Below are 24,091 nucleotides of genomic sequence, written 5' to 3' on the forward strand. Positions count from 1 at the left end.
AATGCTCAGCTTTCGCTGAGCATTTTTCCGTAGCCCCGAGCAGAATCGAACTGCTATCAAATGTTTAGGAAACATCTATTCTATCCGTTGAACTACAGGGCCGCTGCTGCAAAACTAATACTTTATGAAATTAGAGCAAATTTTATTTTTTGCCTATCCCAAAAATCCATCTCATTACTCTCCAGTTATTCAATCCACTCCTCCCCACCCTCCTTCTTATCTCCATAAAGCACCATATTTCCTACAATTAAACCAACCTACTGATAACCAGGTAATCGTAATTTTGTGATATAAATCATATTTATATATGATACTGGTTTTAAATAGATAAAACCGATAGTTAATAAGTATTATCGATTATTTTTAGGCGTTTAAAATCGTATCTTTGTATCACAAAAAAGAAAAGAAAAATATTATGAGTTTTACAGGTAAAAATTTTCCGAACATCACAGTAGATGCAATTGACTATTTAGGCGACAATTTCACGTTGAACTTATTCGAAAAAGCGAAACAAGAGAACAAGAAGATCTTATTATTTTGGTATCCAAAAGACTTCACGTTCGTATGTCCTACAGAGTTACACGCGTTCCAAGAGGCTGTTGCTGAATTCGAGAAAAGAAACACTATCGTAATCGGTGCTTCATGTGACTCAGCAGAGGTTCACTTTGCTTGGTTAAATACAGCAAAAGACAACGGCGGTATCGAAGGTGTAGAATACCCGATCATTGCTGATACTAACCGCAATCTTTCTAGCGTATTAGGTATCCTTGAAATGAAAGAAGTAGAACACCCAGAATACGGAACTCTAGTTGAAGGTTCTGCAGTGTCTTACCGCGCAACTTACTTGATCGACGAAACTGGTAAAGTATTCCACGAATCAGTAAACGATATGCCTTTAGGTCGTAACGTTAAAGAATTTATCCGTTTGATCGATGCTTATACGCACGTTCAAAAACACGGTGAAGTGTGCCCAGCAAACTGGGAAGAAGGTAAAGAAGCAATGAACGCTACTCGTGATGGCGTAGCTTCTTACTTAGCACACAACTAATATTCCACCTAGTAAAAGAGGAGGATAATCCTCCTCTTTTTTATTTGGTATAACTTTTAAAACAATAAACATGTTAGAAGAATTAAGCACAGATAATCTACAAGAAGTCATCAACAGTAATGATACGGTGATGGTTCAATATGCCGCTTCTTGGTGTGGTAACTGCCGCATTATGAAGCCTAAATTCAAAAAATTAGCCGGTGAGAATGAAAACGTGAAATTCATTATCGTAGATGCAGAGAAATTCCCTGAGTCTAGAAAACTTGCTAATGTAAACAATCTCCCAACTTTCGCAGCTTTCAAAGGCGGTAAGTTGATCAATCAAGTACAAACAAACAAAATCGAAGGATTAACAGAACTATTAAATGAAGTTACCAATAATTAAACATCTTACCGAGTTTATCGCAGAGAATGACGCCGATTTCGTGTTAGAAACCATTGAAACATTGGAATCGTTGACAGAAGTCTCCCAATTAAAAGACGAAGAGCTAGATGTTATTGGTGAATTAATCTCCAATATGTACGGCGCTATCGAAGTCAACAAATTGGTGCAAGATGGTATGTCTCAAAAAGAAGCCCTAAACAGCTTTATGAAACGTGTCCTGGGATCTATCGACAAGTAAATCGCATATATAATTATAGGATCATATCCATGATCAACATTCTTTTCCACAAAAAGCTGTGAATAACTCCATTTTTGTGGAAAAGTTTTTTTTAAATACCTCGGTTATTGAGATTGATTTGTAGTACTTTTATATTCATTAAAGGTTAGACCAAATAAAAGCGCATCATCCTGCTAAAAATTGAACCTACGGAATTTACACCATGGTTTAAAGTCGAAGATTTTTAATTGTTGGTAAAAGGAATCAAATTATTTTGATTCCTTTTATTTTTTTACCCCGAATCTTATTACTTTTAAGGATGATTCATAGATTCTTAGGCCTACTTTTCCTCTTTCTTGCCTCTTTCTCAGTTGCCTTTTCTCAACAAAGCAACTCGGCAGCTCTTATCAAACTCAAGATTGATAAACTCGGAACCTTAGGCACAGCATTATATTTTGCGGCTCACCCTGATGATGAAAACACCCGTCTTATTGCTTATCTGGCGAATGATAGAAAATACAGAACCGCCTATTTATCTTTAACGCGTGGGGATGGTGGACAGAATCTATTGGGAACCGAACAAGGTATTGAACTCGGATTGATCCGAACTCAAGAACTATTAGCCGCTCGTGCCATCGATAAAGGCGAACAATACTTTAGCGCAGCTTATGATTTCGGATTCTCCAAAACGCATGATGAAACCTTCAGCTTCTGGAAGAAAGAAGATATTCTACGCGAAGCAGTCTATTTGATCCGAAAATTACAACCGGATGTTATCATCAACCGCTTCCCTCCTGACAGCCGTGGCGGTCATGGACATCACCAAGCCTCAGCGATGCTCGCTAAGGAAGCTTACGAAGCTGCCGCAGACCCAAAACGATTTCCTGAACAACTAAAAGATCTGAAGCCCTGGAAGGCTAAAAGAATCGTCTGGAATACAGCCAACTTCGGTGGAATGAACAATACCTCCGAAGAACAACTTAAAGTCGTTCTGAATGACTATAACCCCTTAATGGGCTATTCCTATGGTGAGATTTCAGCAATGAGCCGCTCTGAACATAAAAGCCAAGGTTTCGGATCTGCGTCTAACCGCGGGAAGACAACGGAATACTTTGATCATGTAGCAGGTGAAAAAGCTACTCAGGATCTCTTTGATGGTGTAAATACCACTTGGGAAAGATTGGCAGAACCAGTAAAACCTATTGAAGCCAAAATTCAGGAAATTCAAAAGGCCTATGACCTGAATCATCCTGAAAACTCCATAAAAAGTCTCGTTGAGCTTCATAAACTGGTTAAAGCCTTGAAACCTTCTGTTTACAGGGACAAGAAAATCCAGGATATTGAGGATATCATCTTATCATGCGCGGGTCTTGTAGCGGAATCAATCGCCTCCAAGCCTAATTTTGTGGTTGATCAAGAATTCCCTGTCAATAATGAAATCATTAAAAGAGCTTCGAATATTGAAGTGAAGTTAATCGCTATAGATGATAAACAGATCGGCGATGTTTTACCTGCCAATGAAACTAAAAAATTTGAAGCCCAGAAATCAATCAATCATTGGACTCAACCTTATTGGCTTGAAAAACCAAACTCATTGGGGAAATTTGATATTGAAGACCAGGACTTTGGTTTTCCAGAAAACCAGAATAACCCATCCACAAAATTCAAACTGGAAGTAGCGGGGCTTCCCATTACTTTTGAAAAACCAGTTGAATATCGCTATGTGGACCCTGTTCGAGGGGAAATCCACCAACCTGTATCCATTTCTCCTGTGCTGACTGCTTCTATCAGCTCTAGTCAGGCACTTCTAAAAACTGGAGAAAAGAAAACGATCAGCTTGATTATTAAAAACAATAGCGACCAGAATCAAAAAGCACAATTAAGTTTCAAACAGACCGACGGATTGACCATCAGCCCAAATCAGGAGAGTTTTGAGATTCCTGCAAATGAGACTTCTGTAAAGACTTTTGAGATCTCTAATCCCAAAAACTCGGCAAGCAGCGAAATTCAACCTCTTTTGAATGCTGAGCCTATACATAGTTTCAAGAAGATTTCCTATCAACATATTCCGGATATTACCTGGTTCCCATTGGTAAACCTAAAAGTTAAAGCACTGGAAATTAACAATCCTTTGAAAAAAATTGGTTATATTCATGGGGCAGGTGATTTAGTTCCATCTGCATTGGAAAACATTGGCGTTCAAGTCGACCTCTTGAACAGCGATTTGTTAGCCAGCACTAACTTAAAACAATACGATGCTATTATTGTCGGTATCCGGGCATATAACGTAAGTCACAATGCCAACCAATGGTTGCCTGTGCTCTTTGATTATGTGGAACAAGGCGGGACGGTCTTGGCCCAATACAATGTAAACTCAAGGATGAGCACCAATAAATTTGGTCCATATCCATTTGAGATCAATAGAGATCGCGTAACGGAGGAGGATGCAAAGGTGACTTTTACCGAAGAAAACGACCCTATCCTTAATTATCCCAATAAAATTACAATGAAGGATTTTGAAGGGTGGGTTCAGGAAAGAGGTTTATATTTCGCCAGCAATATCGCTCCGGAATATCGCACCCCATTGAGTATGGCCGACAAGAATGAACAACAAAATAAAGGTTCACTCTTAGTTGCAAACTATGGAAAAGGGAAATTTGTATATACTTCTTTGGCATTTTTCAGACAATTGCCTGCAGGAGTTCCCGGAGCTATAAGATTATTTGTAAATTTGCTCGCTAAGAACGAAAAAAACTAAAATATTATAATGGAAAATCAAATCGAAAACTCAAACGAAGTAAACGTAAAAGGAATCATTTTATTAGTAGGTACTATTTTAGGTGCTTTAACTGCTTGGGTTGCTACTGAAACTTTTTTAGGTATTATCACTGGTCTTGTTGGTGGATTAATTTTCGCAATTATCTTCATCACGGCCTTATTGCCAAACAAAACGCATGACAGATAAAGGACTACCGCCATTCGTACGAAGCTGGAGACAATTCTATTGGATTATTGTCATCTGGTTAGTCGTTTGCATAGTTCTAATGTATATTTTTACTAAATATTTTGGATGAGTAGTATCGATTGGATAGTACTCATCTTTACCTTGCTTGCCATCGTTGCCTATGGCATTTACAAAAGCAAGAACGTCAAAACCATTGACGGCTATATCCTCAGTGACCGCTCTTTACCTTGGTACACCGTCGGATTATCAGTTATGGCAACACAAGCCAGCGCAATTACCTTCTTATCAGCTCCAGGACTGGCATACTCCTCCGGAATGAGCTTCGCACAATTTTACTTCGGATTACCATTAGCCATGATTGTCCTCTGTATTACCTTCGTGCCTATCTTCCATAAGTTAAAGGTATATACAGCCTATGAGTTCCTCGAAAAAAGATTTGATATCAAAACAAGGGTCCTTACAGCAACTCTATTCTTGATTCAGCGTGGGATATCTACGGGTATTACCATCTTTGCTCCCGCTTTAATCCTTTCTACCATATTGAATATAAACCTGACCATGACCACCATCGGAATTGGCACTTTGGTTGTGATCTATACGGTTTACGGCGGAACAAAAGCGGTATCATACACTCAACTCCTGCAGATGTCCATTATCTTCGGTGGACTACTCCTTGCAGGCGTGCTCGTTGTACATCTATTGCCTCAGGATATCGGGTTTAAGGAGGCCTTGCATATTGCTGGTAAGTCTGGGAAAGCAAATGCCATAGATTTTAAATTTGACCTCGATAATCAATATACGGTATGGACGGGTTTGATTGGTGGATTCTTCCTCCAACTCTCCTATTTTGGGACAGACCAAAGTCAAGTAGGTAGATACCTAACAGGCTCTTCCGTAAAAGAAAGTCGCCTTGGATTATTAATGAATGGTCTTTTGAAAGTGCCAATGCAGTTCTCGATCCTGTTGATAGGTATTTTGGTTTTTGCATATTACCAATATCATACACCACCACTATTCTTCAATAATCAGGTAATAGAAAAACTTGAAAATAGTGCCCACCAGCAGGAGTATCAGGATATCAAACAGCGACATGAGGTCTTGAGCGAAGAAAAAACTGTTTATATCAATCAACTGACTGATGCCTTAAAGAGCAAGCAGGAGGATAAAATTGACGAAGCTAGAACAGAACTACAGCTCTTCAATGAAAAGGACAATGGCCTAAGAACAGAGTTGCTGGATTTAATCAAGAAAAACGACCCCACAGCCGACACAAATGACACAAACTATATATTCCTTCGTTTTGTGACAGACACGTTCCCTAAGGGCCTTATTGGACTTCTGATCGCTATTATCTTTTTGGCTTCCATGGGCGCCACGGCGAGTGCCATCAATTCCCTATCCTCAACCACGGTAATTGATATCTACAGAAGGTTTGTGAAAAAAGACGCCAATGATGCTCATTATTTAAGAGCTTCAAGAATTACAACGCTCGGTTGGGGTATATTTACAATCTGCATTGCTTTATACTCTAGCCAGCTAGGAAACCTGTTGGAAGCGGTAAATATCTTGGGTTCCCTCTTTTACGGAACGATACTGGGTATATTCTTGGTGGCATTTTACATCAGAAGGATTGGCGGAAAAGCGGTGTTTTGGGCAGCTGTAATAACCGAAGTTATTGTTATTGGAATTTGGCAGATGAATATTGTCGCTTTCCTTTGGCTAAACCTGATAGGTTGTTTACTCCTTATCCTGATCAGTTGGCTTCTTCAAATCTGCTTGGGTAAATCCCAAAAAAATAGGATTGAAACCCTTCAATCCTAATATTTCTTTAAATATATCCTCTAATAATACTTTCGATAGAGATCATATAGAATGGCTTTATCCCGTTCGGTGAGTATACCTGAAAGATCTGACTTGACAAACTTCCGTTTAAAAGACTTGATTGCGGCATCCTGATTCGTCAAATCATAACCCATCAACTTCAAGGCGTCAATAGGATTAAAATTCATTGGAGGTGCCATTAAATAATTTGGGTTATACCAGATTCCGAATCCACGTTCTGCCAAGAGCTGCCAAGGAAAAAACACATTCGGATCATCTTTGCGCCCTGGGGCAAAATCAGCGTGTCCAATGAAGTTTTTCTGGGGAATGCTATACTTGGTCTTCAAGGTGTCCAAAAGGATCAACAAGGAGTTTATTTGGGCGTCCGGAAAAGGTTCTGAGCCGTTGTTATCCAATTCAATTCCGATTGACACCGAGTTCATATCTGTAATGCTTCCCCACTTTCCACGACCAGCGTGCCATCCTCGCATATAATCATTCAACATCTGTACCACGCGACCATCCCGACCAATCACATAGTGGCTGCTTACTTTCGTATGGGCCAATTGAAAGGTACGTATGGTTTGAGCTAAGCTGGATTGAGAGGTATGATGAATCATAACAAATGAAGGCTTGCGCACATCATAATGAATGGCGCTAGCATAATCATATTGTTTATTGTTACCTTGCAAAAACATATTCCACGCCTGTTGCTCCGGGGTAAGTTCCGCAGCAGCTATAACAGGAGCTATCTTTGCCTGTTCAATGACATCTGGCGTTTTATTTAAGGTATCCAGCCGCGGGGCTGAACTTTCAACTACCGTTGAAGGGCTAATAACAGATGTCTTTGATTGTAATACCTTCGTCTTCTTGGCCGTTGAACAACCAACCAAGAACATCACTCCACACACCGCAACAATCAGTCGCACTGAAATTATTCTCATCTATCTTATTTTGGTAAATTAAGCAATACCCCCATGGATAACATTTGATTCCATTGAACCTTATTATCTAGGGCAGTATCATATAACACAACCCCACCTAATGCCACATTGATCAAGGAAGTCACCTTCGCTGTTAAGGTCGCATCTAAACGATGTGTTGGGTCTGTAATATCTTCGTAGTCCGCGAATAGGTTATAACGCGCCTTTAAATGCAAATTCTTCGTTAAGTTACGGTCTAAGTTGGCTGTTAACTGGAATGCCAGCTCATTATTGAAGATCTTGCCTTCTTCAACACCAAACATTGGGCCTGTACCTTTGGTCACATCATTCGGATCTTTATATTCTCCATGTTTTTGGAAATAGTCATAGGCATTCAATGGCTTCAATCTATTATCCAAGATTAAAGTCTGTCTGGCCGTACCGGTACCGAATCTTAAAGAGAAGGTTTGATCAGGTTTGTACTCCAAACCGAATGATTCCGTAAAATAACCCGGAGCCATAAATGAAGATTTTAAACCGGTGATCACCTCTTCACCATCCACCATCGCATAGTGGAATGAATTGTCAAATTGAGTCTCATAAGTCAAGGACAAATAGACCGCCCATGATTTGGTCAACTTATACGCCAATTTATTATCCCAGAATATCCGGTCATTATTTGGCTTTGCCAATTGGCCTTCATTCTTTACTTTACCGTATTTTAAATCAACCTCTGAAGTAAAGTTAAAGTTGTTCCTGTTGAACTCCGATTTATGCCAAAGAATCCCACCAATGGCGAATGAATTTAATCCCCCTAATTTCCAGTTTTCACTAAAAGCCGCTTGGTTAAAATTAACTCCTAAGCGAGTCCAATGTTTCCAGTAATTGACACGTAAATCCAATTTTGGAATCGGCACGTTTATATTTTTGATGGCCAATGCCCGGCCTGTAGTATCCTCTGAAATAGCACTATCTGGGCGTACGCGCAATTCACGTAGGTCTTGTGCTTGGGTCAGGCTCATCCCGAAAATAAAAATGAAAACAGGTAATAGGTAAATTTTTATATTCATGTTAATTCTCTTTTTTTACGTCTAACTTAATTTCTGGTAGTTCTCGCAAAGGTCGTAAATTTGGGTGTAGTTTGAACACTTCGTATTTACTTTTTATATATTTCACCATTTGATAATAGTTAGCTGTAGACACAAATTCGTATGTAGGCCTAAAAAGCTGCATAAATACCTTCAATTCATCCCCTTCCAACCCGACTAAACTACGCACCAATTCCGGCGTAAAATTAAAGTCAATGATATTTTCTTCATGCAATTTTCCAATAAATTGGGTAAAGCGCCGCGCGTTTTTCCCCTCCTTACTGACCATATTGTACAACGAGTTTATATTCAGCCCAGCTCCGGTCCGCCCAACAGAAAATAAATCTCCGGGTGTAGACAACTCAAAAGCCTTGCCATAATCTCTTTTTATCTCTGCTAAAACCTCATCAGGGCTCTTCCGACCAACAACTGTAACCGTTTCAATCTGAGCAACATTCTCCTTTAAGTTGACAATCAAAACCGCATTATTATTGTAAACCAAGGTGTCCGAAAAATATCCAATCTTCTTAAAGACCAAAACATCCCCAGCTTTTACGGAAGTTCTAAACTCTCCCCGAGCATCGTTATAAATGTATTTTTGAGTGTTTAGGTTCCTAATCTGCACTTCTCCAAGCCTTCGCTTGGTATCCTTGTCATATACAATCCCTTCCAGACTTTGCTGTGCAAATAACAAAGTTGGTCCAAATAAACAAAAAATATAAAATATATGGACAAGAATTTTCACTCCTATAAAACTACGTCTTAGAAGAATAGCTTGCTAATATTTAACATCTTTTAATGGGGCTTGTAACTATTTTGATACGACCAGGAGTTGTCCAACGGAGACCGCATCAGTAGAAAGACCATTCCATTGTTTGATATTGTCTACGCTGACATTATATTTTCTGGCGATGGAATACATGGTATCGGTTGCTTGGACTTCATAAATCGCCATAGCGACAGGTTTCTTGATTTCCTCTACGGGCACATCAGGTTCTACTACTTCTTTTTCTTCGATTACTTCTTCCACTTTCTCCACACGAGCCACTTTTTCTATTGGAGCTTCAGCAATATCGTATTGATGAAGGTCGTAGCGTTCGATTAGATCGATTAGAAGTTCTGGGTAGCGAGGGTTTGTGGCGTAGCCTGCTGCTTTTAGACCTTTTGCCCAGCCTTTATAATCATCTTTTTTTAGGGTAAAGAGATTCTCATAGCGTTTACGAAGTAAAAATTGGGAATGGTCACGGAAAGATTGCTCAGGGTCATTATACACGCGGAAACAATCATTATTGGTATCATCAGGGCGATTGACAGACTTGCCGGACCATGAGCCGCCACATTTGATTCCAAAGTGGTTGTTCGCTTGTGTCGCGAGGTAGCTGTTCCCGTTTCCTGATTCTAAGAGGGCTTGCGCCAATTTAATACTGGCAGGAATGCCGTATTTATTCATTTCCTCGATAGCGATGCCTTTATAGCGATCGATATAGGACAATCCACTCATGGATGTCCCTTTATTGCCCGATGATGAAGAGTTCGGTTTAGAGGTACTGCTGTTGGGCTTTCCGTTAGGATGCTTAAGTACTGTGTTTCTTTTAGTTCCACATGAAACAAAAAATAAGGCCAATATTAAACTGGCCAATAAAAACTTCTTCATCGTGTTGACAAATGCGCTTAGTTAAGATTAATTTTCTCGTCGTACTTTTCTAGGTCATAGGTATTGATCGTTGAGATCACCTTTCTAGACCAATCGCCAGTTTCTGAATACCCAGATTTAGCGATCCCTTTTACCCAACCTTTATAATCTTCAGAGTTGTGTTTGTCGAACAATGGCTGTGTAGCTTTCCTTCTTTGAAGAAGCCCCACAAAATCACGGTAAGAATCCAATACCGAACCGTAGCCTTTATACGCCGAACGGATCTTTTTACTGCTGTTCTTCCCCTTGATACCAAAGTGGTTGTTTAAATAGCGTGCAATTCTACTGTTGCCATAAGCACTTTCATGAATTGCTACTGCTAAAATTACAGAAGCCGGAACCCCTGTTTCACGCATTAGCGTTTGAGCTGCTGGACTATGTTTCTCGATATACGTCTTTGTCGTATAATCCTGAGCATATAATCCTAAAGTTGAAAGAGTGATAAGTATACATACCACAAAAATCTTTCTACAATAATCTAGCATAAAACTTGCTTTAGTTTAACACTACTTTTTGCGTAGCACAAAAAGCCCATCTCTAATCGGCAGTATGAGTTTCTCAACTCGTTTATCCCCTGCCAAGGTTTGATTTAATTCTATTACTTGCTGTGTTTGCTTGTCCGGCTTTTCATCAAAAACCTTGCCCTTCCATAACACATTGTCAACTAAAATTAGACCTCCAGGTCTAACCCGGTCAACCAACATGTTAAAATAAATGAGGTTACGCTTCTTGTCGGCATCAATAAATACCAAATCAAATGTTCCCTCAATCGTCGGAATAACCTCCGCAGCGTCTCCAATATGATATTTAATCTGACTAGCATATGGCGATTCATCAAAATAGGATTGAACTCGCTCCTCCTGCTCTTCATTGATATCTATCGTATGTAAAACACCGCCATCAACTACTCCCTCAGCCAAACACAGGGTCGCATATCCCGTAAAAGTCCCAATCTCTAACGCTAACCTCGGCTGTACTAATTTGCTTAACATACTCAGCACTCGCCCTTGGTAATGCCCCGATAACATATGCGGCATTGTCTCCTTTAGATAGGTCTCTCTATTGACCTTTTTTAACAACGAATTTTCTTCGTCTGTAGTATCTTCCAGATAACTGTTTAGCGGATTAGACTCTTCAAACATACTGCGCAAAGATAAATATTAGCTATGCTTCCAACCAAGAATTATTTTACAAAGCGCTGATTATCTTTTACTTACAACGTAACACCCACAAGTATAAACAGCGTTTAAAGCCTTTAAATGCTGTTTGTGAAAAGTGAAAATTTTCAACCATTATTTAAATTACGTCATAAAACTGACCTTTAATCGGAAATCGATTTCATTTATAAACTATCGATTTTAGGGAAATGATATTCGAATCTTTTCCATTTCTTGTTCAAGAAAAACTCGCTGTTTCTGGGGACTTTCTTCGGACCTTCTTCGGACATCTCCCGGATCTTGGCCGCAAAAATCCGAACAAGGTCCGATGAAGATCCGAGCCAGCTACGGTACATCTCCGGGATTAATAATAATTAAAGTAAAAGGAATCCAAAATAAGACCCGAAATTCCTAAACAAAAAAAGGCCTGGAAGTAATCCCAGACCTTTTAATAAAAATATCTTTTCGAAAAATTAATCTAAAGAAGCGGTAATCAAACGTAGAAACTCTGAGCGAGTTACATCATTTTGAAATGCACCTGTAAATGCAGAGGTTGTGGTTACCGAATTTTGTTTCTGTACGCCACGCATAGCCATACACATGTGTTTACATTCAATTACGACTGCAACACCTGCTGGTTTTAACGTTTCTTGGATACAATCGCGGATTTCATTGGTCAATCTTTCTTGCACTTGAAGTCTTCTGGAGAAAACATCAACCACACGGGGGATCTTGCTTAATCCTACGATATGACCATTTGGGATATAAGCGATATGAGCTTTACCAAAAAATGGAAGCATGTGATGCTCACACATCGAATAAACCTCGATATCCTTTACCACCACCATTTGGCTATATTCTTCTTCAAACATGGCGGCACGCAACAATTCTGCCGGGTTAACATCGTAGCCATGGGTTAAAAACTGAAGGGCTTTAGCAACACGTTCTGGTGTTTTAATTAAACCTTCACGATTAGGATCTTCTCCTAAAGCTTGAAGAATATCTTTATAATGTTCTGCAATACGTTCAACATTCTTTTCGTTGTATTGGTCGATTTTTAAGTAACCGTCCTGTTCGTCATCATCAAATTGTTGAAATTTGCTCATTCTTACTATTTGTTATGGGTGAATTATTCGCCGAAATATTCGACATAATTATTTTCAGTCTCGTGTAGTCTGACTGCATGTAGGAAAACCTTTTCTTTTTCAAAGAATGGTTTCAAGATATGGAATATTTCCATGGCAATAACCTCAGTAGAGGCCATTTTACCTTCCATAAAATCTACATCCAGGTTGACGTTTTTATGGTCCAGCTTGTCGATAACCTCTCTGATAATAATATCTTTCATCAGTTTAAGGTCAATCAGGAAACCTGTTTCAGGATTGACAAGGCCTTTTACAGTCACATATAAGTCATAGTTATGACCGTGCCAATTCGGGTTAGAGCAGTTACCAAAAACACGCTCATTTTCCTCAAGTGACCAGTCTTCACGATGGAGCTTATGGGCAGCATTAAAGCGTTCGCGTCGTGTTATATAAATCATAATGACAAAGATAAAGTAAATTAGCGTAAATTAGTACTTTGAGCAACATATATGAAAACTCTTGTCGTCGCCGCCACAGAACTTGAAATAGCCGCATCTATTCCCACATTAATAGAAACTAAAACAGATTACCTGGTCACAGGCGTGGGTATGCTTGCGACGGGTTTTGCCTTGGGCCAATACCTGCAAGGCAAAAATTACGATCTGATGATCAATGTGGGTATTGCAGGAACGTTTAACCCTTACCATAAGTTGGGTTCTATATTCAAGATTAAGACGGACCGGGTATTTGAGTTTGGCGCAGAGAACGATCAGGATTTCATTCCAATTGACAATTTGGGCTTTGGAAATTCCGTATTTGTGGAGACCTTGCCAAATTGGTCACTCCCGGCGGAATTTTATGAGATACCCTATACGGATGCTATTACGGTGAATAAGTCGCATGGCTCCGAAGATAGTATTTCCAAGATCAAGCAGGAGCATGGATTAACCCTATTGGAGAGCATGGAAGGGGCTGCATTTTTTTATGCGGCGAACAAGATGCGGATCCCTTGTGTCCAAGTAAGGTCAATTTCCAACTTAGTGGAAAAGAGAAATGTAGAAAACTGGAACATTCCCTTGGCGGTTAAAGAGCTTAATTCATGGCTAGAGCGCTTTGTAATTGCTATCCAACAGTAAAATCCACTTTGTAAATCGATTGTGTAGTGCTCATTCCATCGAAAATAGTACAATGGCCCTACGGAAATTCGAGAAATAATAGTATTTTTGCATATCTAAACAAAATTCACTATCTGTAATACTGATGAGAGAAATACAATTCAGAGAAGCGCTTCGGGAAGCAATGAACGAAGAAATGCGCAAAGACGAAACAATCTTTTTAATGGGCGAGGAAGTCGCTGAATATAATGGTGCCTATAAAGTGAGTCAAGGAATGCTTGATGAGTTTGGTGCTAAACGTGTTATTGACACCCCAATTGCAGAGCTTGGTTTTGCAGGTATCGGTGTTGGTGCGGCAATGAATGGTTTAAAGCCCATCGTTGAATTTATGACTTTCAACTTCTCCTTAGTTGCAATTGACCAAGTAATCAATGCGGCAGCTAAAATTCACCAAATGAGTGGTGGACAATTCTCTTGTCCAATTGTGTTCAGAGGTCCTACGGGAAATGCAGGTCAATTAGGTGCTCAGCACTCTCAAAACTTTGAAAACTGGTATGCAAATACTCCAGGATTGAAAGTGGTTGTTCCTTCAAACCCTTATGATGCAAAAGGATTATTAAAATCATCTATTATTGATCCAGATCCAGTTATTTTCATGGAGTCTGAGGTGATGTATGGTGATAAAGGTGAGGTTCCTGAAGAGGAATACTACTTGCCAATTGGTAAAGCCAATGTAGTGAAAGAAGGAACAGCAGTAACGGTAGTTTCATTTGGTAAAATGATTCCTCGTGTTGTTATTCCTGCGGTTGAGGAATTAGAAAAAGAAGGTGTTAGCGTTGAATTGATCGACTTACGTTCAGTACGTCCTATCGACTTCCCAGCAATTATCGAATCTGTAAAGAAAACGAATCGTTTAGTAATTGTTGAAGAAGCTTGGCCTTTAGCGTCTATTTCTTCTGAAATTACATTCCATGTTCAAAAGAATGCATTTGATTATTTAGATGCTCCTGTGGTACGTGTTACTTCAGCAGACGTTCCTCTTGGATATGCACCAACCTTAGTTGAGGCTTCATTGCCAAGTATCGCTAAAGTTGTTAAAGCTGTAAAAGAAGTTTCTTATATCAAGAAATAAGGAAATCTAAAATATTATTTTGAGAGCCCCAATAGCGATATTGGGGCTTTTCTTTTCTAGAGGTTTTCAAAAGGTTGAATTTATTATTCTTAACACAAAGTATTATCGGACTTGCCTAAGAAAGGGATCAATTTGAGAAAAAGGTTTAGCTTAGGTTTTGCAATTTATTTTCATTCAGGCACAAATCAATTAACCCATTTATACGGGTTTTCAATAATTTTTGGATAGACTTTACATTGTTGAAAAAATTTGTATTTTAGTTAACAAAATCTAAAAAAATGAAAAAATTATTAGTCCTATTCTTACTCTCATCTGCGGCATTCACGTCGAATGCTCAACAGGTTGAATTTAAAATGAAGCTTCCTTTAAACAAACCTTTAAAGGCGGTTACAACAATGAAAATGGATATGGAAGGTGCACAGAGTATGATCATGGATATGACTACTAAAAGTACAATCAATGTCGCTAAATTCGAAAGTCCCAACTATACAATTGAAAATACCACAGATGCCGTTAAAATGGATATTGATGCGGGTATGATGACTATTAGTTATGATTCTGAGAATCCATCAGACGATCCGACCGCAGCAGCGATGGGAGCTCAATTTGAGAGTTTGATCGGAAAGAAAATTACTATGATTACCTCTGAAACAGGTAAAGTTGTTAAAATGGAGGGAGTAGATAATGCACAAAATCCATTTGGAAACGTTGAAATGTCAGCAACTTATCCTGATAAACCTGTAAAACCAGGTGATACCTGGACTACTGAAGCAACATCAAATGGTATTACGACCAAGGCTTTAAACAAATATGTAGAAAAGACTGCCGAAGGTTATGTAATTGAAAGTACTTCAGACATGTTCAAGGATGAAACCAAAATTGGAAGTGTAGTAAGCACCTATATTGCTGACCCTACTACATTTTTTACCAAATCTGCTACCGTTAAAATGGATATGGAAGTAGAAGGTCAAAAAATCACCTCTGAAGTAATCATGAAAGTTGAATAAGCGCAATATAAAGCATAAAAAAGCCCGATAACATAATTGTTATCGGGCTTTTTTATGCTTTATTGCTTGACTAAGCGTTAACTTCAGCTTTATAATCGTCAGCGGATAATAATCCGTCAACATCAGCAGCATTGTTTAATTTAACACGGATAATCCATCCTTCACCATAAGGGTCAGAGTTTACTAATTCCGGATTAGCATCAATAGCGTCATTTACAGCCAATACAGTTGAAGTAACTGGCATAAAAAGATCAGAAACAGTTTTTACCGCCTCTACTGAACCAAACACTTCATTAGCTGCAACTTCATCACCCACTGTGTTGATATCAACAAACACGATATCACCTAACTCTCTTTGTGCGAAGTCTGTAATACCAATAACTGCTTCATCACCTTCTACACGAACCCATTCGTGATCTTTGGTGTATTTTAATTCTGAAGGAAAATTCATGTCTTTTCTATTTGTTTTTCCCCCAAAAATAGGATTAAGAAAGGAGAATACAAAAGTTATTGTATTTTTATCCTATGAATCCTGGAATCGCTAAACTATCAGATATTGCTCAAAAAGATTATAGATTAATCATTGGATTAATGTCCGGTACCTCACTCGATGGCTTAGATATTGCCTTATGCAAAATTTATGGTCATGGTAATACAAGTAGAATTGAATTATTGGAATTTGAAACCCTCGATTATCAGCCAGAATTCAGGAATTGGATCCGTAAGATATTTGCAAAAAGAACCGTTGATCAACAGATTCTCTGTGGCCTCAATCCATATATTGCAGAGGTACATGCTGAATTAATCTTAAAGGCATTAAAGAAGTGGGAATTAAGACCAGAACAGATCGATGCGATTGCCAGTCATGGCCAGACAGTATTTCATGCGCCACAATCATTGACGCAGGTCCTTTCTCTTCCAAATAGCACTCTACAATTAGGCGATGGAGATCATATTGCCGTAAAAACAGGAATCATCTGCCTTTCCGATTTTCGACAAAAGCATTTAGCTGCTGGCGGGGAAGGCGCCCCATTGGCTGCCTATGGCGACTATTTACTATTCAGTTCTGAAAAGGAGAACCGAATCCTATTGAATATTGGCGGGATATCAAACTTTACCTTTTTACCGCAAATAGGTTCAGAATTGGAAGCCTATGCTACGGATCTTGGCCCAGGAAATACCATGATGAATCAATACATGGAAAAACACTTTCAAAAAGAAATGGACAAGGATGCTGAAGTAGCCTCAAAGGGAACGGTTAATGAGTTGTTGCTTGAAGAATTACTCAAAGAACCATTCCTCATTTTGAATTTTCCGAAAACGACTGGGCCGGAGTTATTCAATTTAGAATACCTTCAAAGAGCAATTAAGATCGCATCCATTCAAGACCTTAGTCATGAAAATACAATGGCGACTTTGAATGCGTTTTCAGCAAAGACAATAATAAACGGAATTCAGAGGGCAACCGATGGGATTACGAATTTCAAAATTTATGTAAGCGGGGGTGGGTTGCACAATCCTTTATTGATGGAGCAGTTAAGAGAAGCTTTTCCGGATAGCGTAGACTCTTTTGATGAATTAGGCTTAAATCCAGATGCGAAAGAAGCTTGTTTATTTGCTGTTCTAGCGAATGAAACCTTGGCAGGAAACCCACAGTCGGTTAAACATATCAAGGACTCTCCTGCTGTTTGTATGGGGAAAATAAGCCTTCCTTATTGATCCAAGGCTTGATGGATGAACTCCTTAAAAGGAATCATGCTGGAATATTTCTCAACAACGGTTTCTAAGGCGCTAGAGGCTTCCATTTGCTTTCTGCTAAGGTTAGCTGACAAAATGAAACTTCGGTGCTTTAAAAGCTCTATATATTCGTTATCGGCCGCATATCCTGCCGGAGGTCTCTGCAATTTATCTTCAGAGGATAAATCCTCAGCTTTCCAACCTCCTTTTTCCAGGGATTTGAATAATTCTTCAGCGTTATAATCGATTTCTTGTCGGATAGCGTCCAAATGATGTTTTTCTGGCCTCCAATAACCTACAGCGATAAAAGTGCCATCCGGTTGAATATGGATATAATATTCAGGACCTGCTAATTTGCGACCATCTACCGAAATACCGGCAGCAAACCATGTTTTATAAGGATCCTTGTTTTTTGAAAAGCGAACATCCCTGTAAATACGAAACAAACATTTCTTGGCTGAGATCTCTTGATTGATATGAGGATCTAATTCTGAAAGTTTAATAATAATTCCTTCAATAAATTCAGTTACATTTTTCAGAGCCGCTTCGTACGCTGCTTTATGCTCCTGGAACCATTCTCTATTATTATTCTCTTTCAGGTTATTTAGAAAGTCAAAGGTTGCTTTTTCTATTTTCATGGGTAATTATAATAATGTTAGCAAAACATACACAAGTGGAGCAGCAATTAATAAGCCATCAAAACGGTCCAAGAAACCACCATGACCAGGCAGAATTTGTCCTGAGTCTTTGATTCCTAAGCTTCTTTTCAGCATGGATTCTACCAAGTCTCCCAACGTTCCAAATATACCAATCACCGCTGCGATACTAATCCATTGAACTTTGCTTAGAGAGCCGAAAAAATGTTCTAAACTAAAAGCCACAGCCATGGCAAGGATTACTCCTCCAATAAATCCTTCCCAGGTTTTATTTGGTGAAATTCTTTCAAACAGCTTTGTCCTACCCATAGCCTTACCAGACAAGTAAGCTCCTGTGTCATTTGACCAAAGGATAATGAGGAAACCCATAGGAATATAGGGGTTAAAGCTTCCCTGAATAAATCCTAAGCCAATGAAAAACAAGAATGGAATAGTGGCATACCAAATCCCCAATACTGTATAGGCAATATCATGGAATGGTTTTTCTCGTTTCAAATACAGTGAAGAAATAAAAAGTAGCGAGAAAAACGGAATGGATAGCAGTAAGTATTTCAATTCTAACAGACCTAAAAAGTACCCAGCAGATAAAGCCGCCAACACGGTAGCAGTTAGTGTTCCAAGGCCATTCAAGGGCTTGATACCATCTTTACTACAAATACTAAAGAATTCCTTAGCTGAGAGAATGCCTATCAAAGCAAAGAAAACCGTAAATACATATTGATTAAAAATAGTAGCACATACCAATGCAACTACAAAGAAAAACCCAGTAATAGCTCTTGTTTTCATTTATTCCTCTTCTTCACCAAAAGACCCCATCAATTCAGTGGCTTTTTCCGAATTTTCATTCTCTACATACAATTCCACGACACCAAATAAATAGGATGAATCCTTTTTATTTAATACTACTGCGGGAATATTGTTTTCAATAAGCATATTTTTTACAATTTCAGCTTCATAAGCTTGATTGTAAACTTTTAATTTAGTCCAGTTTGAGTTCATTTGAAATAGATTTTTGAGTTGAAATCTTATAACAATAAAAGGCAATGGCAATACTTGCGACAAAGCTAATTATATATATAGACACACTATAGGGTTCATCATTTTGCATGTCAATAAATGATTTTCCATCTTTTGCGTAGACATAGGCAATTATGGTTACCGAGGCATTATTCAAAAAATGACCAAATACAGGAACCCATATATTTTTTGACCATAACAAGGAATATCCAAATATTAATCCCAGAATCATTCTTGGAAAGAAACCATAGAACTGCACATGAATAGCGGAGAAGATAATGGCTGTAACCCATATTGCCACATGGATGTTCTTAAAGAGGCGTTGTAAGATATTCTGTAAAGACCCTCTGAAATAAAATTCTTCCACGATTGCAGGAATAACGGCCATGACCAATAGGTTCATCATCAACAGATCGATACGATCTACCATTACCAATCTTTCGGTCAATTCTGCCATTTGGTCTTCCTGGGTTCGCATCCAATTTTCTAAACTCTTTAAGAATTCAGGCAGTTTAAGGCTCATATTCCATTCACTGATCACAGTCATTGCAGGATTACTAACCAATAAGAACAGGAATATAAGAACCAAGTAGTTTTTCAGCTGAAATTGTTCTGTTGGGAAATATTGAAATTGCTTTGTTTCAACTTTTTGAAGCAAAAGTGATGGCAACAAAAAGGTTGAAAGGCTGCTTACCCCTAAAAGCAAATAAAGAAGATAAGGGTTGTTGTCTGGATTAATGATGGACTGGTCTGAATTCAGTAAACTCACTAAACCCTCAGTACTCAAACTTATACCTACTATCAGGACCAATTGAATGGTAAATGCGCAGGCAAAGGTTAATCCCAAAAGGATCATTAATGACATCCACGCTGAATTTTTTTTAGGTTCAAACATTTAGGTATTCTTAATATTAGATACTACAACTATCATCATTACAGCTTGGTGCTGAGCTATCACCATTTAAGAAGGTTATATTGGGGTTACTTTCTTTCCATTCTGCGAAACTTTTTTCGAGTACTTCGACAAAAACATCAACGGGTTGTGCGCCAGAAACAGCATATTTACGGTTGAACAAGAAGAACGGAACACCACGAATACCGATTTGCTGAGCTTCAGCTAAATCTTGTTTCACCTCATAAGCATATTTATCACTGTCAATCGCTGCTGCAGCATCCTCTTCGGAAAAACCAACATCAGAAGCCAGCTTCAATAATACCTCGTTATTTTCAATATTCAGTCCTTCAGCGAAGTGTGCTTTGAAAAGTCTTTCCTTCATTTCCGCTCCTTTATCCAAAGATGCTGCAAAATGAATCAGTTCATGAGATTTGAATGTATTTGCTGGAATATTCGTACTGAAATCAATGGTTATCCCTGCATTTTTACCCATTTGCTCTACATTGCCGGTCATCTCTTTCACCTGCTCCATCGGCATTCCTTTGGAACGACTCAAGTAACTGTAGGTAGTATCCCCAGCTTCATGGTGGTAATTAGGGTCTAATTGATAGCTCTTGTATTGAACTTCAATTTCATTTTTAAAGCTTACAGAATTAAGCGCTTTGTCAAAGTGTTGCTTTCCGATATAACAGAAAGGACACATAATATCGGACCAGATTTCTATTAACATTTTCAAAAATACTCTTTTAAATTAGTAAAAAGAACGAAAGCCAAGAGTTCCCCCTTGGCTTTCATTTTATTTTTAATTAACCCGGATTGGATCCGCTGGTTTTTTAAGTTCTTTGTAAGGGTAGGTTTTCATTTCATCGAGAAGGATCTGAACTGTTTTCTCCAGTTGAGGATCTTTTCCTTGAAGTAATTCCTTCGGCGTCTGTTCGACAAACACGTCTGGAGCTACACCTTCGTTTTCAATAATATAATTACCATTCAGGTCAAATACACCGAAGTTAGGTGCTGTTACCATTCCTCCATCCAATAATTGCGGATACCCAGAAATACCAACTAGAATTCCCATTGTAGTTCTGCCCACAAGCTTCCCAAGTCCCTTAAAGCGGAACATATAAGGCATCATATCTCCTCCAGAACCAGCAAATTCATTGATGATCATGGCTTTTGGTCCGAAAATTCCGTTTCCAGGCGTAGTAAAGCTTTTCCCATCACGAATTCCCCAACCTGAGATAAGTTCCCTAGACAATAAATCAATCACATAATCGGCAACTGAGCCGCCTCCGTTATTACGCTCATCCAACAATAAAGCCTTTTTATCCATTTGTGAGAAGTAATATCTGTTGAAAGAGACATACCCTTCTCTTCCTGTATTCGGCATATATACGTAGGCAATTTGACCATTACTTAGTGAGTCCACCTTTTTTCGGTTATTTTCAACCCAATATTGACGTCTTAACGCGACTTCATTTCCAAAGGAAATTGGCTTCACTGTAATATCCTTTGCTCCATTTAGGGTTGGTTTATCGTTTACCTTTAAACCAATTTGCTTATCTACTGTAAAATCAAACAAACTATAGATATCTGTATCGGCAGTTAATTCTTGGCCATTAACGGCCAGAATATACCAACCTTCTTTTACACCAAGTCCAGGTTCCGCCAATGGAGCCTTAAAGGTCGGGTTCCAATCCATTCGGTTATAGATCTTTTTAATTCTATAACGATTGTTTTCGATTTCGAAGTCCGCGCCTAATACGCCAGAGCTTACGGAGGGAGCTGAAGGCTCATCTCCAGGGTAGATATAACTATGCCCTACCACCAACTCACCAAGCATCTCATTCAATAGATAACTTAAATCAGAACGGTGATTCACATAAGGCAAGAACTTCTCATATTTCTTTTTAACAGCCTCCCAATTTGCACCATGCATATTTTCTACATAAAAGAAATCCTTTTGCATCGCCCAAACTTCATTGTAGATTTGTTTCCATTCTTCTTCTGGTTCAACCCTTAGTTTGATATTATCTAATTTCAGCTTTCCGGTATCACCTGCAGGTTTTTGTCCAGCAGCAACAATATAATAACCATCTTTATTACTGTAAATCATCTGTTTACCATCACTACTAATGCTGAAGCTGCCGGCATTTTCAACAATAACTTTCTCCTCCAGTTTGTTCAAGTCATACGCATAAATATTACTTCCACGCTTATAGATCAACATATTCTCTACTGAACCATCGAAACTATGGGAACCCTTAGGGATAGATAAAGCAATAATTCGATTATTTATCTGATCAAAATCAACTTTGATAGGCTTGATCTCCTCTTTCGGTTTATCTTCTTTAGAATCTGATTTTTTATCGTCTTTCTTACCTTTTTTATTGTCTTTCTTCTCGTCTTTGTCCTTGTCTTCTTTGGATTCTTCTGATTTTACTGTTTCTTCATCGCTTTCATTTTTGAAGATGGAAGGAGATTCACTTGAAAGAATAAAGGCATAAGGAGAAAATTCAGTATCCCGATCATAAGCCGTCATATGTAGACCGGAATTGGTTAATCCTACGTTTGTACTAGCGGAGAAAACCAAATATTTGCCATCTCTTGTAAATGTAGGTTGGGAAACAGCACTCATACCATCCGTTATCTGATGGGACTTTTTGCTGTCCAGATTATACATAAAAACGGCATTTTGACCGTTATTTAAAGTTTTCAGATAGGCAATCCATTTAGAATCCGGGGACCAGCTGGATTGGAAATAATTATAATTACGACCTGTATGTGATCCTAAATAATCATCTGCCACTTTGTTGATTTTTTTGGAATCTGCTTCTACATAATACAGGTTCAAGTGAGAGTCTGTATAGAAAAGCTTTTTGCTATCTGGGGACCAAGTTGGTTGAAAATAAAAGTTGGACGTTCCCAAGCTTATGTATGTTGGTTCATCCATACCTTTTTGGTCTCTTAATACAAGTTCATATTTGCCGTTTTTATCGGAAATATAAGAGATCCATTTTCCGTTTGCCGACCATGCAGGATATTTTTCATGAGAACCTGGAGAATTGGAAATATTACGGGCATCTCCTTTTTCCTTAGGCACCGTAAAAATTTCACCACGGGATTCAAATAATGCACGTTGACCCGTGGAAGATATTTCAAAACTGCGAATATCATCTTTCATGTCCACATAATGTCCTCTTTTAGAGATGGCATCTGCTTGAATATTTACAGCAATAGGCTTGCTGGTCTTGTTTGAAGTATTCAACAGGTGAAGTTTTCCCGCTTGTTCAAAGACTAGCTCATTCCCTTGTCCCTGTAAAGTCCGGACATCATAATCACTAAAATTTGTAAGCTTATCAACCTGTTTGGATTTAACATCATAGCTATAAACATTTACAATCTTATCTCTATCCGAAAGAAAATAGACCTTATCGCCTAACCAGATTGGTTTAACATCATTACATTTCTCCCCAGGAACGACTTGCACATCATGGGTTTGAGAATCAAAAATCCAAATGGAAGGCATACCGCCACCTCTGTATCTTTTGAAAGCGACTCTATCCCGTTCAGTAGGGTCGCCGTTTTTGATATAGGCCCAATATCTGCCATCTGGTGATGGGGATCCTTGGTTTGCCTCAGGCATTACTAAAGGGTAATCCACAGATCCATTGATCTTGGTTTTATATAACCTAGAACCAAGGGAATAATTCAGTTCCCGTTGGGTTGTAAAATATAATTCATCATTAGATAGCCATCCACGAACCACATCTGCTGATGGGTGGGAAGTAACCCTTTTTGGTTCACCGCCTTGAGTTGAGATCACATATACATCGGTATTCCCGTCATAATTTCCTGTAAAGGCTATTTTGGAGCCATCGGGTGAAAAGATCGGGTTCTGTTCAACAGCAGGGTTGACGGTTAATCTTCTTGGGTTTTGTCCATTTTTATCTGCGATCCAGATATCACCGCCATATACAAAGCTGATATGATTTTGACTGATACTGGGATTGCGTAATAATAGGGTTTCTCCATTGCTCTGCGCAAAACTTAATTGACTGGTAGCGAGTGCAAGGATGGTAAAAATATTTTTCAGCATATAATTTAATTGGTGAGTTTGGATAAAAATAGGAATTAATAGGAAAATAAATAA

At 38.7% G+C, this 24,091-nt stretch carries 26 protein-coding genes and 1 tRNA gene; 10 read left to right on the forward strand and 17 right to left on the reverse strand.

Going from position 1 to position 24,091, the window contains the following annotated elements; genetic code table 11:
* Nucleotides 1-30 precede the first annotated feature (30 nt).
* Nucleotides 31-102, reverse strand: a tRNA-Arg gene (locus ACF3OC_RS19490).
* A gap of 313 nt (nucleotides 103-415) precedes the next feature.
* Here ACF3OC_RS19490 and ACF3OC_RS19495 point away from each other — a divergent pair.
* The 6 genes from ACF3OC_RS19495 to ACF3OC_RS19520 all read left to right on the forward strand — a co-directional run bounded on the left by ACF3OC_RS19495 (nucleotide 416) and on the right by ACF3OC_RS19520 (nucleotide 6,436).
* Nucleotides 416-1,048, forward strand: a complete 633-nt coding sequence (locus tag ACF3OC_RS19495) for a peroxiredoxin (RefSeq protein ID WP_094258415.1) — start codon at nucleotides 416-418, stop codon at nucleotides 1,046-1,048.
* A 70-nt stretch (nucleotides 1,049-1,118) separates the two neighbouring features.
* On the forward strand, nucleotides 1,119-1,433 hold the full coding sequence (locus ACF3OC_RS19500) for a co-chaperone YbbN (protein ID WP_094258416.1): 315 nt from the start codon (nucleotides 1,119-1,121) through the stop codon (nucleotides 1,431-1,433).
* Nucleotides 1,414-1,671: a DUF6952 family protein gene (locus ACF3OC_RS19505; RefSeq protein ID WP_094258417.1), complete on the forward strand. Its 258-nt coding sequence runs from the start codon at nucleotides 1,414-1,416 to the stop codon at nucleotides 1,669-1,671. The genes ACF3OC_RS19500 and ACF3OC_RS19505 overlap by 20 nt, the downstream gene beginning before the upstream one ends.
* A gap of 298 nt (nucleotides 1,672-1,969) precedes the next feature.
* Complete coding sequence (locus ACF3OC_RS19510; RefSeq protein WP_392470581.1) at nucleotides 1,970-4,408, forward strand: PIG-L family deacetylase; 2,439 nt, start codon at nucleotides 1,970-1,972, stop codon at nucleotides 4,406-4,408.
* Nucleotides 4,409-4,417: 9 nt separating this feature from the next.
* A complete protein-coding gene (locus ACF3OC_RS19515; protein WP_094258419.1) occupies nucleotides 4,418-4,615 on the forward strand; it encodes a hypothetical protein in 198 nt (65 codons plus the stop codon).
* Nucleotides 4,616-4,720: 105 nt separating this feature from the next.
* Nucleotides 4,721-6,436, forward strand: a complete 1,716-nt coding sequence (locus ACF3OC_RS19520) for a sodium:solute symporter (RefSeq protein WP_392470583.1) — start codon at nucleotides 4,721-4,723, stop codon at nucleotides 6,434-6,436.
* 20 nt (nucleotides 6,437-6,456) lie between these two features.
* On the opposite strand, the gene ACF3OC_RS19525 is transcribed toward ACF3OC_RS19520, so the two are convergent.
* From ACF3OC_RS19525 to ACF3OC_RS19565, 9 genes are all read right to left on the reverse strand, one after another.
* Nucleotides 6,457-7,380 carry an N-acetylmuramoyl-L-alanine amidase gene (locus ACF3OC_RS19525; RefSeq protein ID WP_277711811.1) on the reverse strand — a complete coding sequence of 308 codons (924 nt, stop codon included), beginning with the start codon at nucleotides 7,378-7,380 and terminating at the stop codon, nucleotides 6,457-6,459.
* 5 nt (nucleotides 7,381-7,385) lie between these two features.
* Nucleotides 7,386-8,429, reverse strand: a complete 1,044-nt coding sequence (locus ACF3OC_RS19530) for a DUF3078 domain-containing protein (RefSeq protein WP_094258422.1) — start codon at nucleotides 8,427-8,429, stop codon at nucleotides 7,386-7,388.
* Between the two features lies 1 nt (nucleotide 8,430).
* Nucleotides 8,431-9,141, reverse strand: coding sequence for a hypothetical protein (locus tag ACF3OC_RS19535; RefSeq protein WP_094258423.1), 711 nt, complete (start codon nucleotides 9,139-9,141; stop codon nucleotides 8,431-8,433).
* Nucleotides 9,142-9,258: 117 nt separating this feature from the next.
* Nucleotides 9,259-10,101, reverse strand: coding sequence for a glucosaminidase domain-containing protein (locus tag ACF3OC_RS19540; RefSeq protein WP_277711815.1), 843 nt, complete (start codon nucleotides 10,099-10,101; stop codon nucleotides 9,259-9,261).
* Nucleotides 10,102-10,118: 17 nt separating this feature from the next.
* Nucleotides 10,119-10,625 (reverse strand): glycoside hydrolase family 73 protein, encoded by a 507-nt coding sequence (locus tag ACF3OC_RS19545; RefSeq protein WP_094258425.1) that lies wholly within the window; start codon nucleotides 10,623-10,625, stop codon nucleotides 10,119-10,121.
* Between the two features lie 21 nt (nucleotides 10,626-10,646).
* Entirely contained in the window at nucleotides 10,647-11,282 is a 636-nt protein-coding gene (locus ACF3OC_RS19550; RefSeq protein WP_094258426.1) for an O-methyltransferase, read from the reverse strand.
* A 200-nt stretch (nucleotides 11,283-11,482) separates the two neighbouring features.
* Nucleotides 11,483-11,653, reverse strand: coding sequence for a hypothetical protein (locus ACF3OC_RS19555; protein WP_392470588.1), 171 nt, complete (start codon nucleotides 11,651-11,653; stop codon nucleotides 11,483-11,485).
* A 117-nt stretch (nucleotides 11,654-11,770) separates the two neighbouring features.
* Nucleotides 11,771-12,403 (reverse strand): GTP cyclohydrolase I FolE, encoded by a 633-nt coding sequence (folE, locus tag ACF3OC_RS19560; RefSeq protein ID WP_094258427.1) that lies wholly within the window; start codon nucleotides 12,401-12,403, stop codon nucleotides 11,771-11,773.
* A gap of 23 nt (nucleotides 12,404-12,426) precedes the next feature.
* Nucleotides 12,427-12,840: a 6-carboxytetrahydropterin synthase gene (locus tag ACF3OC_RS19565; RefSeq protein WP_094281132.1), complete on the reverse strand. Its 414-nt coding sequence runs from the start codon at nucleotides 12,838-12,840 to the stop codon at nucleotides 12,427-12,429.
* A 51-nt stretch (nucleotides 12,841-12,891) separates the two neighbouring features.
* On the opposite strand from ACF3OC_RS19565, the gene mqnB reads away from it, so the two are divergent.
* The 3 genes from mqnB (at nucleotide 12,892) to ACF3OC_RS19580 (ending at nucleotide 15,636) form a co-directional block, all read left to right on the forward strand.
* Nucleotides 12,892-13,518 (forward strand): futalosine hydrolase, encoded by a 627-nt coding sequence (gene mqnB, locus ACF3OC_RS19570; protein WP_094281134.1) that lies wholly within the window; start codon nucleotides 12,892-12,894, stop codon nucleotides 13,516-13,518.
* A 124-nt stretch (nucleotides 13,519-13,642) separates the two neighbouring features.
* Entirely contained in the window at nucleotides 13,643-14,629 is a 987-nt protein-coding gene (locus ACF3OC_RS19575) for a pyruvate dehydrogenase complex E1 component subunit beta (RefSeq protein ID WP_094258430.1), read from the forward strand.
* Nucleotides 14,630-14,907: 278 nt separating this feature from the next.
* Nucleotides 14,908-15,636, forward strand: a complete 729-nt coding sequence (locus tag ACF3OC_RS19580; RefSeq protein ID WP_094281136.1) for a DUF6263 family protein — start codon at nucleotides 14,908-14,910, stop codon at nucleotides 15,634-15,636.
* Nucleotides 15,637-15,706: 70 nt separating this feature from the next.
* Here the strand turns inward: ACF3OC_RS19580 and gcvH are convergent, their stop codons facing one another.
* Entirely contained in the window at nucleotides 15,707-16,087 is a 381-nt protein-coding gene (gene gcvH / locus ACF3OC_RS19585) for a glycine cleavage system protein GcvH (RefSeq protein ID WP_094258432.1), read from the reverse strand.
* Nucleotides 16,088-16,161: 74 nt separating this feature from the next.
* Here gcvH and ACF3OC_RS19590 point away from each other — a divergent pair, with 74 nt between their 5' ends.
* Nucleotides 16,162-17,355: an anhydro-N-acetylmuramic acid kinase gene (locus ACF3OC_RS19590; protein ID WP_392470592.1), complete on the forward strand. Its 1,194-nt coding sequence runs from the start codon at nucleotides 16,162-16,164 to the stop codon at nucleotides 17,353-17,355.
* Here ACF3OC_RS19590 and ACF3OC_RS19595 read toward each other — a convergent pair.
* The 6 genes from ACF3OC_RS19595 to ACF3OC_RS19620 all read right to left on the reverse strand — a co-directional run bounded on the left by ACF3OC_RS19595 (nucleotide 17,349) and on the right by ACF3OC_RS19620 (nucleotide 24,037).
* Entirely contained in the window at nucleotides 17,349-18,011 is a 663-nt protein-coding gene (locus ACF3OC_RS19595) for a DUF2461 domain-containing protein (RefSeq protein ID WP_094281140.1), read from the reverse strand. The genes ACF3OC_RS19590 and ACF3OC_RS19595 overlap by 7 nt on opposite strands.
* 6 nt (nucleotides 18,012-18,017) lie before the next feature.
* Entirely contained in the window at nucleotides 18,018-18,815 is a 798-nt protein-coding gene (locus tag ACF3OC_RS19600) for a phosphatidate cytidylyltransferase (protein ID WP_094281142.1), read from the reverse strand.
* Complete coding sequence (locus ACF3OC_RS19605; protein ID WP_094258436.1) at nucleotides 18,816-19,028, reverse strand: putative signal transducing protein; 213 nt, start codon at nucleotides 19,026-19,028, stop codon at nucleotides 18,816-18,818.
* Nucleotides 19,009-19,911 (reverse strand): CPBP family intramembrane glutamic endopeptidase, encoded by a 903-nt coding sequence (locus ACF3OC_RS19610; RefSeq protein ID WP_179221494.1) that lies wholly within the window; start codon nucleotides 19,909-19,911, stop codon nucleotides 19,009-19,011. The genes ACF3OC_RS19605 and ACF3OC_RS19610 overlap by 20 nt, the downstream gene beginning before the upstream one ends.
* A gap of 46 nt (nucleotides 19,912-19,957) precedes the next feature.
* Nucleotides 19,958-20,671: a DsbA family oxidoreductase gene (locus tag ACF3OC_RS19615; protein ID WP_094281146.1), complete on the reverse strand. Its 714-nt coding sequence runs from the start codon at nucleotides 20,669-20,671 to the stop codon at nucleotides 19,958-19,960.
* 72 nt (nucleotides 20,672-20,743) lie between these two features.
* The gene (locus ACF3OC_RS19620; protein ID WP_094281148.1) at nucleotides 20,744-24,037 is read right to left on the reverse strand and encodes a S41 family peptidase; all 3,294 of its coding nucleotides are present in this window, start codon (nucleotides 24,035-24,037) and stop codon (nucleotides 20,744-20,746) included.
* Nucleotides 24,038-24,091 lie beyond the last annotated feature (54 nt).

It is taken from the genome of Sphingobacterium cellulitidis, assembly GCF_043187465.1.
GTDB lineage: Bacteria > Bacteroidota > Bacteroidia > Sphingobacteriales > Sphingobacteriaceae > Sphingobacterium > Sphingobacterium cellulitidis.